Here is a 12,419-nt window from a genome sequence, read left to right as displayed (position 1 = left end):
CACATGAAAAGATCTTTTTGTCTCCTGCTATTCATAGCCGGATTTATATTTAGTTACAGAGCCCAGGCGCAACCTAAGCGTATCATCACCCTGAACGGTGCTTTAACCGAAACTGTAGATGCGCTTGGCTTGGGTAAAAGCATTGTTGCTGTTGATGTTACCAGCACCTACCCTGCTTATGTGAATACTTTGCCCAAGGTTAGTAAAAACCGTTCTGTATCAGCCGAGGGCCTGATATCCTTTAGTCCGGATGTTGTACTGGCTCCTGATGGTTCGATATCCAAAGAAATTGAATCACAAATTAATGCAGCGGGTATCAAACTGGTGCGCATAAAGCAGTTTTTTACTATTGACGGCACCTATCAGTTTATTAAAGATGTTGCTGCGGCAGTAAATGCAACGGCAAAAGGCGATGTATTGATTAAACAAACCAAGGATAAGGTGACTAAAGCGCTTACATCGGTAAAGCAGCAGCCTAAAAATACCAAAGTGCTATTCATTTACGCTCGTGGCCCTGGTGTGATGATGGTGGCTGGTAAAAACACGCATATCGACGCTATCATTAGCCTTGCCGGTGGTAAAAATGCAGTAAGTTCTTTTAACGATTTTAAGCCCTACACTACCGAAGCGCTTGTGGAAGCTAATCCCGATGTCATCCTGATGTTTGACTTTGGGTTTAGCAGCCTGGGCGGGATGGAAAGCATTCTGAAGATTCCGGGTATGGCACAAACCAATGCCGGTAAAAACAAACGTATTGTACAAATGGATGCCGATTTGCTGATCAATTTCAGCACCCGGCTTGATCAGGCCATTTTACAACTGCATAGCAAAATTTAGTATCCAATTATTTAAGTACATGCCCAAGGGACTCATATATATTATCTTATCTGTCTGTATCGTAATTGCAGGCATTATTTCCGTTGGGTTAGGCGCGGTACATATCCCTGCCGGAGAAGTTTTTTTGCTGATCCTGCACAAACTGGGCATTTATCATATGTCGCAGGTTAATGAACAACACAACGTTATTATTTTTATTGTACGGCTCCCCCGCTTATTGCTGGCTATTCTGGTTGGCGCAGCGCTAGGTATTTCCGGGGCGGCAATACAAGGCATTTTCCGGAATCCACTGGCCGAACCGGGACTTATCGGTATATCTGCCGGAGCAACATTGATGGCCGTAGCCATTATAGGTTTGGAGGCTACTTTATTAACCAGTTTAAGTAATCTTTTTGGTTACTATCTTTTGGCATTTGGCGCATTTGTTGGTGCTGGCCTCACGGCATTGCTTATTTACCAGATATCGAAGCATAATGGTAAACCCAATGTAGCCACTATGTTGCTGGCTGGTATCGCTATCAACGCGCTTGCGGGTGCGCTCACCGGGCTGATCACTTATTTAGCCAGCGAGCAGCAATTACGCAATATCACCTTCTGGATGTTAGGCAGCTTAGGTGGTGCTACCTGGCAAACGGTAACCTGTCTGGCTCCTTTTGTATTGATCCCGGTTATCCTGTTACCATCATCAGGCAAGGCACTTAATGCCTTTGCTCTGGGCGAAATGCAGGCCGGTCATCTGGGGCTTGATGTAAACAAAACCAAACGCAGGGTGATCCTGCTATCAACCATGGCTATTGGGGCCTCGGTTTCGCTTACCGGCATCATCAACTTCATGGGGCTGTTAGTACCACATATTATACGTTTGGTAATGGGTGTTGATAACAAACATGTTATCCCCGCATCAGCCTTACTCGGAGCGCTGACTCTAATTGTGGCCGACATCATATCCAGAACCCTGATTGCGCCTATTGAATTACCCATTGGTGTGATCACTGCACTGATTGGCGCACCGGTATTTTTGTATATACTCATCAGGGATAAACGAAAATTAAGTCTCATTTAAATATGCTGACCGTTAATAATATAACCTACTGCGTTGGGCAAGCCAAGTTACTGAAGGATATTTCTTTCAGCATAAAGCCGGGTGAAATGGTGGCCATACTGGGTGCAAATGGTGCGGGTAAGTCAACTTTACTAAAGATACTCTCGGGTACCAATCAGCCCGAAAGCGGAACGGTATCTCTTCATGGACGAGCCTTGAATAAGTATACAGCAATGGAGCTTGCCCATCAGCGAACGGTATTAACTCAGCAAAATGTGGTGAGCTTGCCCTTTTTGGTTAAGGAAATTGTGATGATGGGGCGTTACCCGCACTATCAGAATACCCCTTCGGCAAATGACATTCACATTGTACAAAGTGCCATGGAGGCTACTGGGGTACAAACATTTGCCGAACGATCATACCCTACTCTCTCCGGCGGCGAGCAACAGCGTGTACAGCTGGCCCGAGCGCTGGCCCAGGTATGGGAGCAGCCTCATGCCCTATTGCTGATGGACGAACCAGTGGCAGGTATGGATATATTATATCAGCAGCAAACACTGGCCATTTTAAGATCAATGGCGCAAAAGAAATTCATCGTGGTAAGCGTGCTACATGATATGAACCTGGCCGCACAATATGCCGATCGCATCATCATGATGAAACGCGGCCGAAAATGGCATGATGGTACTCCTGCCGAAGTATTAAACTCCAAATCGGTTTATGAAATATTTGAAATTGAGGCAGATGTATTTACTAACCCGTCTACCTTAAAACAGATCATTATGCCTCATGAAATAACATTTGAACAAAATAAAACATCTTTAAAACTATAAATATGGAAACATTAACTAACACATTAAAAACGAGATATCAGGAATATAAACTAGCCAATCCCAAAAGACGCATCCGGGAAATAGCAGATGATCTGATGGTAAGTGAAGCTGAGTTACTGGCTACAGGGCTTGGTGAAACCGTAACTTTACTCAAAAAAGATTTTGAGAACATCCTGCAACAGGTGAACGGCTTGGGTTATGTAATGGCCCTTACCCGGAACGAATATTGTGTAAGCGAACGAAAAGGCATTTACCAAAACATTTCTTTCACTCCGCACGCAGGTTTAGTATTGGGCGAAGACATCGACCTCCGTTTGTTTTTACAACAATGGCATTTTGGGTTCGCAGTAAAAGAAAACGGTCGCGAAAGCCTGCAGTTTTTTGATAAGCAAGGTGTTGCCATACATAAAATATATCTCACCGATACCAGCAACAAAACAGCCTATGATGAGCTGGTATTACAATTTCAGGATACAGATAACCAGGAAATTACTGTAGATGCCTCACAAAAAACCACAACCGTAGAGTTACCCGATGCTGCTATTGAAACCGCCGCGTTTCAGGATGCCTGGATAGCCATGAAGGATAGCCATGAGTTTTTTGGCTTATTGCGAAAGTTTAAATTGAGCCGCACTCAGGCGCTACGTCTGGCTCCTGCCGGATATGCTAAAAAGGTGAATCTGCAAGCATTTCAAACCATTGCCGAAACATGCTCTGCCGAACAAATACCTGTTATGATATTTGTAGGTAATAAAGGCTGCATCCAAATCCACAGTGGTAACATCACCAAATTGGTACCTATGGGGCCATGGTTCAATGTACTTGATCCGGAATTTAACCTGCATCTGCGCGAAGATTTTGTTGCCGAGGTATGGCATGTTGTTAAACCTTCAACTGATGGCGACGTAAATTCTATTGAATTATATGATGCCGATGGTGAAATGATACTGCAAATGTTTGGTAAGCGCAAACCGGGCATCCCGGAGTTAACAGAATGGCGCGAGCTAGTGAATCACACCAGTAAATAATATATTGGTGAAAAGTAAAAGGGCCTGTAAATGTTTACAGGCCCTTTTGCTTTAATGCTTTTTTGATCTTTATTAATCGAGGTTTAAAGGCTCTTTACCCTTGTTCAAAATACCATTACGTATTACTGAATGCTTTTTACTGTAAGTAAAATAAATTACTAAACCAATCAGCATCCAAACTGCTAAACGTATCCAGGTATCAAGCGGTAACGACACCATCATTAAAACACAAATGATAATACCGGCAATGGGAACAAAAGGCACCCAGGGCGTTCTGAAAGGACGCGGAGTAGATGGATCTGATTTTCGCATAACCATTACCCCAACACAAACCAGCACAAAGGCAAATAAAGTACCTATAGATACCATTTCACCTACTACTCTTACGGGTACAAATGCAGCAAATAAACTTACAAATACAGCAAATAATAAATTTGATTTATAAGGAGTTTGAAACTTCTTGTGAACCGTTGCAAATGTTTTAGGTATCAATCCATCCTTGGCCATGGTGTAAAATATGCGGGATTGTCCCATCAAAAACACCAGAATTACAGAGGTATAACCGGCCAATATGGCTACTATAATAGACTGCTGTAACCAGGCATAAGGTGTTTTGGCTATGGCTACAGCAACAGGTGCAGCACTATCTTTAAATTCCTTGTAATTGGCAACCCCCGTCATGACGTGCGAAAACAGCACATATAATATGGTACATACCAGCAGCGAGCCTATTATACCTATCGGCATTCCGCGTTTGGGATCTTTTGCTTCCTGGGCTGCGGTTGAAACTGCATCAAAGCCGATAAAGGCAAAAAACACCACTCCGGCGCCCCGAAGCACACCAGACCAGCCAAACTCTCCGAATTTACCGGTATTTGCAGGAATGTAGGGAGTATGATTTGCCGGATTAATAAAGGCCCAGCCAACACCTATAAAAACCAATACCACAGCAACTTTAAGCACAACCAATAAATTATTGACAAAGGCTGACTCTCTCGTACCGCGAATCAGTAATAGCGATAAGCATACAATAATAAATACAGCGGGAAGATTCATGATGCCATGAATCTCGGTACCATTAGCAAGCGTGACACTTTCCCAGGGCGACCGGGTAAACTGGGGAGGTATTTCTAAGTTGAAAAAATGCAAAAATTTGGTTAAATACTGCGACCAGCTTATGGACACTGTTGCGGCACCTAAGGCATACTCAAGCACCAGATCCCATCCTATTATCCAGGCTGTAAATTCGCCCATTGTAGCATAAGAGTAAGTATAAGCCGAGCCTGCAATGGGGATCATACTCGCAAATTCGGCATAACATAACCCTGCAAATGCACAACCAATGGCGCCTATAATAAATGATATGGTAACAGCGGGTCCGGCGTTATTGGCGGCAGCTAACCCGGTAAGTGAAAATAACCCGGCTCCTATTATCGCGCCAATTCCCATGGTAACCAGGTTAAAACTACCTAAAGTTCGCTTTAATGTACCTGCACCCGTTTCCGAAGCTTCTTTTAATAATACATCTAATGGTTTCTTAAATCTCATAAAGCTTAAATAAAATTATCTTCAATTGTTAATTATTTGTTCTTAAACGCAATTAAATTTATTGGAATTTGAAGCGCCGAATATAATAATATGATAGCTAAGTATTTCTAAGAAAATGGTTTGAATACACCAAATCATGGTTTTCCGTTAGATAGTAGCTTACTCCAGACAGGGTAACGTGTCGGAAACTAAAAGAGATTGTCTCATAAATTAAATCGGGGCTTTGAGAATCACATATACGAAAACGAGCCCCATCACCATCAAAGAAAAAGAGGCTGTTCCCATATTTATGAGACAGCCTCCTGAGAAGGTTTCCTGGCCAAATTTAGTTCCAGTCCAATGCTTCGGCTCTAAAAGAAATGACGTTTTTCTACTGTTGTCTCCCCTACCAGAACCTTACGTAAATAGCCGATAACAATATCAATATCACCGCTATCAGCATAACGGAAGAAGGTTTTAATTTAAACATGGTTCTTTCAATGGTGATAGCTTTGGCATTGATCACCTGTCCTTTCAAACTGATGGCTACCATGGTAATACAAGTAATCAGGAACGACCAGCTCAAGGAGATAAAGAATGGTATCTCATAGTCGCCCTTCGCATTATGAAATGCCGAATACAATATCGTTTCAGGCCCAAACCACTTAACCGCAAAACTGTTAAAAAATATAGAAGAAGTAATACCTACCAATATCCCTACAATAGCGGCCACCGCGGTAGTTCTTTTCCAGAACATACCCAACAAGAAAGTAGCTAGTACCCCCGGGCTTACAAAGGCCGAGTATTTCTGAACAAAGGTATATCCCCCCTCACCGCTAATGCCTAAAACGTCGCTCCAGGTAAACATAACGGCTGTGAGCAAGCTCATTAATATAGCCGCTCTGCCTGTCCACACCATTCGGCGTTCGCTAGCGTCTTTCTTGATGTATTTTTTATAAATATCGAGCGTAAAAATAGTGGCTATACTGTTTACTTTACCAGCCAGCGAAGCTACTATCGCCGCAGTTAATACTGCTAATGACAAACCTTTTAAACCCGATGGCAGGAAGGATAACATAGCTGAATAAGCACCGTCTTTACCCCCTGCTAATTGTGGTAAATGACCATTTTTATACAACACAAAAGCGACAATACCCGGCAGCATTACAATTACCGGCATCAGTATTTTTAGTAAACTGGCAAATAGAATACCGGTACGCGCCGTAGTGATGTTAGCGCCCAGAGCCCTTTGGGTGATGTATTGATTACAACCCCAATAATTTAAATTGCTGATCCATTGCCCCGAAACATACATAGCAAAACCTGGTAAAATCAGGTACTTGGTTATGGTTTCGGTAGAGGCCCCTGCTGTAGGTTTTTTAAATATGAGATGGAAATGATCTGGCGCGTTTTTCAATAGTAAATTAAAACCGGTCAGCACATTGGTGCCGAAGCCAAATTTCTCACTCACGATAGTTAATGATAAATAAGTAATGGCTAAGCCACCAATAATGAGCACACCTACCTGTATAACATCGGTATAACCCACCACCTGCATACCACCCAGGGCAATAATAACTCCGAATATGGCGAGCCCTATCATGACCTGGTGAAAATATTCACCGCCTAATAAACCGTTGATAGCTAATGCACCCAGGTATAATATGGCAGTAAGGTTTATAAACACATACAAAAGCAGCCAAAATATCGACATGACCAGCGCCACCCCTCCGTTATACCTGTCCTGCAGAAACTGCGGCATGGTAAATATCTTATTCTTGATATAAATCGGCATAAAAAACACGGCCACAATGATCAACGCGGCAGCGCCAACCCATTCATAAACAGCTACGGCTATGCCGGCAAAAAAACCATCGCCGCTCATCCCAATAAACTGCTCTGCCGATATATTGGAGGCTATAATAGAGGCACCTATGGCCCACCAGGTAAGTGATCCTTCGGCCAGGAAAAAGCTGTGTGAGCTATTATTGGTTTCTTTTTTACGGCGATTATAAATGTAGTATCCGTAACTGGCAACTATGATAAAATAGAAGAAAAAGACCAACAGATCGGCCGTAGAAATGTGTTTCAGCATGAGTTTTTTTGCAATAGGATATTTAGGCCGGTAATTTTTGGCCGGTTCAATTTTTCAAATCTATGAAATAAAATGATTTGACATAACCGCCGGTGATATAATGTCACCAGCGGTTATGCTAATGGGGTATTTGTAGAAAACCCGGTTAGAATTTCAGCGTTGCCGGTAAGTATTTGGCAACCAGATCTTCATAGTACGGGCGCAGTTTTTTCCAATCCGGTGGCACGGGGCTCTTGGAATAAAGATCATATGGGTTAAACAGATCAACCGATTTAAATAACTGGTGATCATGTGGGGTCATTAAATGACTGTAAGCATTTTCCCTGTGCTGCGGATAAAATGAGTGGTAACGAAGCATGTACAAGGCCTGTTCTGGCAAATAAGGCTTCATGATATGGTAAATGTACTCATCGTGCCCCCAGGTCATGTGCACGTTCTCCAAACCGCAATTTGGTTCATAAACACCATATTTGGTATTGTAACGAGGGTCGTGATAATCAGGATTCTGATCAAAATACTGAGCGTATACGATCTTATCAGAAAAAGCGCATCCTACCGGATAGCTATCGCCTACCACTGCCCATTGAGGTTCGCCAAAAAGGCATAATACTTTACCCAGGTCATGGAATAAGCCGGTGAGTACCATCCAATCCGGGCGGCCATCTGCACGGATAGCTTCTGACGTTTGCAGCAAGTGTTGTAACTGATCCAGATCGGTATCCGGATCGGAGTCGTCAACCAGTTGATTTAAAAAATCAAAGGCTTCCCAAACTGTCATTTCTTGTTTATCAAACGCCAGGTATTGCTGCTTTTTCTGCAACACAAACTCATAGGTTTGATTGATGTGCTGTAAGCGATAAAACTCCCGTACACTATCTTTTGTGGTAGCTTCGTAGTCACGATATGCTTGCGTATCCCTGCCGGCGGCTATGGCATCGGCATCGGGGTAACGAACTAATAAATCATCTTCCCATTCTTCTATGGAATTTAGCGGCCCCTGTTCAGGCGTTCCGATTATCTTGCTCATGATGTTATAATTTAAAAGGAAATATAATTGGTAAACAATCCTTTATAGCTGGTTTTTATAGCTGTGTTATACAAATTTGTCCATTTTTAGAATCAGATTTATCAAAAATGCCGTATTTATTTGCTTAAACGTTTACTTAAACTGTATCACTGACAGCTGTATTATCGTCATATATTTTAAGCGCTATTTTATTACCTTGCTAAACTTTTTTATAGTTTAGCGATAAAAATCAGTTAACAGATAGTTAAAATTCCGAAATACCAATACCCCGATGGCCGAAGCAAAAAGTAATAAAGTAAACATGAAAACACTAGCTAAAGTGTTAAATGTATCTATTGCAACTATATCAAAGGCACTCAGGGACAGTCATGACATTGGTGAGGAAACTAAACAAAGGGTTATAGAAACCGCCAAATTGCTGCACTATGTACCCAATCCTTACGCCAGCAGCCTCCGGAAACGATCAAGTAATACTATCGCTATTATCATACCCGAGATCGCTGATAGCTTTTTTAGCCAGGCTATCAATGGCATTGAAAGTATTGTTGGGCAGGAAAAATATCATGCGCTCATCTATTTAACCCACGATAGTTACGAGCGTGAAGCACAAATGTTTGCCGACCTGAGCAGCGGCCGTGTGGATGGCGTATTAATGTCCGTAGCCAGCAATACCAAGGATATAAGACATATACAAGACCTGCAACAAGCTGGCGTGCCTGTCGTTTTTTTCGACCGGGTTTGTGAAGATATCCCTACAGCCAAGATTAAAACTGACGACTTTAACAGCGCCTACATGGCTACCAAACACCTGCTTGAAAGGGGTTGTAAAAATATTTCACTGGTTACCATCGAAGGTTACCCCTCTATTTTACAGGCCCGTGAAGGAGGTTACAAAAAGGCGCTTACTGAGCATCAAATCAAACACCAGGAACAAAACGTGATCAGCTGTTCCAATAAGTACAACCAGGAAAACATTGCTTTTTTAAAAGAGCACATCGCCAAAATAAAACCCGATGGCATTATTGCCACGGTTGAACATTTGGCAACAACCACCTACCTGGCTTGTGAGGAATTGAAGCTGAACATCCCTAATGATATCAAAGTGGTATGTTTTACTAACCAGATCACTGCGGCTATCTTAAACCCGCCGCTTACCACGGTCCTACAACCGGCATACGATATGGGCCGCAAAGCCGCCGAGCTTCTGTTTGGTCACCTGGCAGGTAAGCCCATACAGTTGGAAAAAGAAAATATTACCCTGCCATCCAAACTGGTAGTCAGGGATTCTACACGGGCGGCCGACTGACCACAAATACTGCCTGCCGCAGCAAACACACGTTAAGTAAGCTCATTAAACAGGCGTAATTTGATTAAAAGTGGGTTTACATGGGTTTACACTTTTCAGGGCAAAAATCAATTTATATATCTGATTATCAATCAGTTATTAAAAAACATATCACAAATTATGTAAACCCACTTTTCAACCCAACTTACGCTGTTTTATAGTTTTTGCGGTTTATCGGTCATGGTGAAGGCCAGTGTTCCGCCCTCGCTGATCTGTTTATGCGAAATGGTATAATCCTTTATTGGCATACCGTTAAAACTTACTTCTTTTACATATTTATTCTTGGCCGAAAGACCTGTAGCCTTGATGATCAGCTTTTTATTGTGCTGCAGATTCAAAACCATATACGGGAATTGCGGCGCGCCTATACTGTAAACTCCTGATGCAGGAGCAACCGGATAAAAGCCCATCACGTTAAAAATGTACCATGCCGAGGTCTGCCCGCAATCGTCATTTCCATTGATACCGATAGCCGCATTCCTGAAATTTTGTGTTGAAGTATGCTCGCGCACCAGTTCCTGTGTTCTCCAGGGCATGCCGCAGTAATTGAACAGGTACAGGTAATGGTGGCCAGGCTCGTTATCGGCACGGTAGTGGCCACCGCTGAAATTTTGGCTCAGCTTATTGGCAAAAGCCTTTTCGCCGCCCATCATTTTGATCATCCCCGGTATATCATGCATAGCACCGAAAGTATAGGTCCACTTGGTACCTTCGGTAAAGCCCGAATCTGGCTGGGCCGAAAAATGCCCGTCGGAATTACGCGGAGCCATAAAACCGGTTGCTTTGTTATACACGTTCTCATAATTTTTGCTCCAGGTCATCAACTGTTTATAATCATCATCCTTACCTAAACCTTTAGCTACCTGGGCCACGCAATAATCGTCGATAGAATACTCAATGGTACGCGAAACTGACTCCCGTGTTTTATCCACTGGTACATATCCCAATTTGTGATAGTTGGTGAGACCGCCACGGGCTTCAAAGCTTGTCCACAGATCACGGTCTCCCCAGCGTTTGTGGGTATCGCCATCTGGAGCATCGTATGAGTCTTTATGCAGCGCATCGTAGGCTAGTTTAGTATCAAATCCGCGGAAACCTTTTACATAGGCATCGGCCACAACAGCATCACCGTGGGTACCAATCATAATATTAGTGTAGGTTGGATTTGGCCACATGGGCATCCAGCCGCCCTCCTGGTACATCTGCAGCAGCGATTGCACTATACCGTCAACCCGCTGCGGCTGGGTAAGCGTTAACAGTGGGTGCAGCGCCCTGAAGGTATCCCACAAGGAGTAATCGTTATAAGATGTACCATGATGCACCTTATCGTCAAAAGCACTGTAATATTTGCCATACTCCGAAAATTGTCTTGGAAACAGCATAGTATGAAATAAGGCGGTATAAAATATCGTCCGCTGATCTTTGCTCACGCCGCTTAGCTGTATAACTTTTAAGGCCTGTTGCCATTGGTCGCGCGTGTTTTTCACTACCCGGTCAAAATCCCAGTCGGGGATCTCTTTTTTAAGGTTTTCGCGGGCCTGGTCAATACTGATAAATGAAGTGGCTACCACAACCCGCACCTCGTCATTGGCCTTGGTGCGGAATGATATGAATGCACCCATGCGGGTACCGTACTGCTCATGACTGCCTTTATTGATCACCTGTTTATCCCAGGTTCCGTATTTTTTGATCTGCTTGTTAAATTTGATCACAAAATACCCCTTAAAATTCTTCAGCTCAGGACCTAACTGAGCCGATTGCCTGTCGGGGTTATAGCCTGTTATTTCGTTATTCACGGTATCTACATGTACATAGCCTTTCAGCTTTTTTAACCGCACGGTATAGTCATTGGCCCAGTCTTTAAGCTCGGGATTCAGGTTGATACCTTGTATAATGATATGCGCCTGATCGGCCTTGGGGAACGTAAACCGGAACATGCCAGAGGTATTGGCGCCCGCTATTTCGGCCTTGATCTTGTCTGCGCCAGTCGCCTTTAGCTTTACCGAATAGTAATACGGTTTGGCAACTTCATCGGTGTGTTTATAGGTAAGCGCCCGCTCTTTGGGCAAAACACGTAGTTTACCCACTTGCGGCATCACCGAAACATAGCCGTAATCACCCATCCAAACGGTAGGCTGGTGAGTGGCCGTGAACCCAATAACCTTGCTATCCTCGTAGTGGTAAACCATATAGCTCATTTTGTTTTCACGGCTTTGAGCTACAAAATTGGTCATGGCAAAGGGTACGTTTACGCAGGGCATAGTACCGCCACCGCCATTGCCCGCCTCAAAATCCCTGGCAAAGCCTTTTAAAGAGGTGCCAATTATCGGATCAACGTAATCAACCTCATCCAGTTGTTTTTTAGGAGCTGTGGTTTGAGCGAAATTATCCGCGTAAACAAAAGTTAGTAAGCCTAACAGATAAATGCTACGTTTTAATTGCATAGTTTGCAGAAGGTATAATTGGTGAATGATCTGCTTACAGATCCAAAACAAATCTCTCATTTTTAAGATCACATTTCTCAAAAACGTTTGAAATATTTACTTAATCGTTTTCCTGATTTTTTGTTTGATGATGATCATGTTTTATTGCATGCCTCGCTTCAAAAACTTTTTAAATCTTGAATTTTAACATTTTCCAGATCAAGAACAGCGCAAAAAGGGCTAAAAGCCAATCGAAAAAATC

The 12,419-nt window shown here is 43.0% G+C and carries 9 protein-coding genes; 5 read left to right on the top strand and 4 right to left on the bottom strand.

Translation table 11 applies throughout. The annotated features are described in order from the left end of the window. The first annotated feature begins 3 nt into the window (after positions 1–3). From G7092_RS03020 to G7092_RS03005, 4 genes are read left to right on the top strand one after another with little or no spacing between them, the layout of a single operon-like run. On the top strand, positions 4–837 hold the full coding sequence (locus G7092_RS03020) for a heme/hemin ABC transporter substrate-binding protein (protein WP_166086049.1): 834 nt from the start codon (positions 4–6) through the stop codon (positions 835–837). A 19-nt stretch (positions 838–856) separates the two neighbouring features. Next, positions 857–1,900 carry a FecCD family ABC transporter permease gene (locus G7092_RS03015; protein ID WP_166086047.1) on the top strand — a complete coding sequence of 348 codons (1,044 nt, stop codon included), beginning with the start codon at positions 857–859 and terminating at the stop codon, positions 1,898–1,900. Positions 1,901–1,902: 2 nt separating this feature from the next. Then, positions 1,903–2,712 carry a heme ABC transporter ATP-binding protein gene (locus G7092_RS03010; RefSeq protein WP_166086045.1) on the top strand — a complete coding sequence of 270 codons (810 nt, stop codon included), beginning with the start codon at positions 1,903–1,905 and terminating at the stop codon, positions 2,710–2,712. Positions 2,713–2,714: 2 nt separating this feature from the next. Continuing rightward, positions 2,715–3,740: a hemin-degrading factor gene (locus tag G7092_RS03005; protein WP_166086043.1), complete on the top strand. Its 1,026-nt coding sequence runs from the start codon at positions 2,715–2,717 to the stop codon at positions 3,738–3,740. A gap of 72 nt (positions 3,741–3,812) precedes the next feature. On the opposite strand, the gene G7092_RS03000 is transcribed toward G7092_RS03005, so the two are convergent. The 3 genes from G7092_RS03000 to G7092_RS02990 all read right to left on the bottom strand — a co-directional run bounded on the left by G7092_RS03000 (position 3,813) and on the right by G7092_RS02990 (position 8,389). Continuing rightward, a complete protein-coding gene (locus G7092_RS03000) occupies positions 3,813–5,288 on the bottom strand; it encodes an amino acid permease (RefSeq protein WP_166086041.1) in 1,476 nt (491 codons plus the stop codon). Positions 5,289–5,673: 385 nt separating this feature from the next. Further along, positions 5,674–7,362: a sodium:solute symporter family transporter gene (locus G7092_RS02995; protein ID WP_202985209.1), complete on the bottom strand. Its 1,689-nt coding sequence runs from the start codon at positions 7,360–7,362 to the stop codon at positions 5,674–5,676. Positions 7,363–7,507: 145 nt separating this feature from the next. Continuing rightward, positions 7,508–8,389: an inositol oxygenase family protein gene (locus tag G7092_RS02990; protein WP_166086039.1), complete on the bottom strand. Its 882-nt coding sequence runs from the start codon at positions 8,387–8,389 to the stop codon at positions 7,508–7,510. A gap of 271 nt (positions 8,390–8,660) precedes the next feature. Between G7092_RS02990 and G7092_RS02985 the strand changes: the two genes are divergently transcribed. Next, positions 8,661–9,695 carry a LacI family DNA-binding transcriptional regulator gene (locus G7092_RS02985; RefSeq protein WP_166086037.1) on the top strand — a complete coding sequence of 345 codons (1,035 nt, stop codon included), beginning with the start codon at positions 8,661–8,663 and terminating at the stop codon, positions 9,693–9,695. Positions 9,696–9,889: 194 nt separating this feature from the next. Here the strand turns inward: G7092_RS02985 and G7092_RS02980 are convergent, their stop codons facing one another. Beyond that, positions 9,890–12,178: a GH92 family glycosyl hydrolase gene (locus G7092_RS02980; RefSeq protein ID WP_166086035.1), complete on the bottom strand. Its 2,289-nt coding sequence runs from the start codon at positions 12,176–12,178 to the stop codon at positions 9,890–9,892. Positions 12,179–12,419 lie beyond the last annotated feature (241 nt).

This window comes from Mucilaginibacter inviolabilis, assembly GCF_011089895.1.
In the GTDB taxonomy this organism is placed as follows: domain Bacteria; phylum Bacteroidota; class Bacteroidia; order Sphingobacteriales; family Sphingobacteriaceae; genus Mucilaginibacter; species Mucilaginibacter inviolabilis.
This window is presented reverse-complemented; position numbering and strand designations above follow the sequence as displayed.

Excerpts from the sequence above, each read along its gene's own strand:
- G7092_RS03015 (WP_166086047.1), top strand. The coding sequence starts at position 857 with ATGCCCAAGGGACTCATATATATTATCTTATCTGTCTGTATCGTAATT.
- G7092_RS03005 (WP_166086043.1), top strand. The coding sequence starts at position 2,715 with ATGGAAACATTAACTAACACATTAAAAACGAGATATCAGGAATATAAA.
- G7092_RS02990 (WP_166086039.1), bottom strand. The coding sequence starts at position 8,389 with ATGAGCAAGATAATCGGAACGCCTGAACAGGGGCCGCTAAATTCCATA.
- G7092_RS03000 (WP_166086041.1), bottom strand. The coding sequence starts at position 5,288 with ATGAGATTTAAGAAACCATTAGATGTATTATTAAAAGAAGCTTCGGAA.
- G7092_RS02980 (WP_166086035.1), bottom strand. The coding sequence starts at position 12,178 with ATGCAATTAAAACGTAGCATTTATCTGTTAGGCTTACTAACTTTTGTT.
- G7092_RS03020 (WP_166086049.1), top strand. The coding sequence starts at position 4 with ATGAAAAGATCTTTTTGTCTCCTGCTATTCATAGCCGGATTTATATTT.
- G7092_RS02985 (WP_166086037.1), top strand. The coding sequence starts at position 8,661 with ATGGCCGAAGCAAAAAGTAATAAAGTAAACATGAAAACACTAGCTAAA.
- G7092_RS03010 (WP_166086045.1), top strand. The coding sequence starts at position 1,903 with ATGCTGACCGTTAATAATATAACCTACTGCGTTGGGCAAGCCAAGTTA.
- G7092_RS02995 (WP_202985209.1), bottom strand. The coding sequence starts at position 7,362 with ATGCTGAAACACATTTCTACGGCCGATCTGTTGGTCTTTTTCTTCTAT.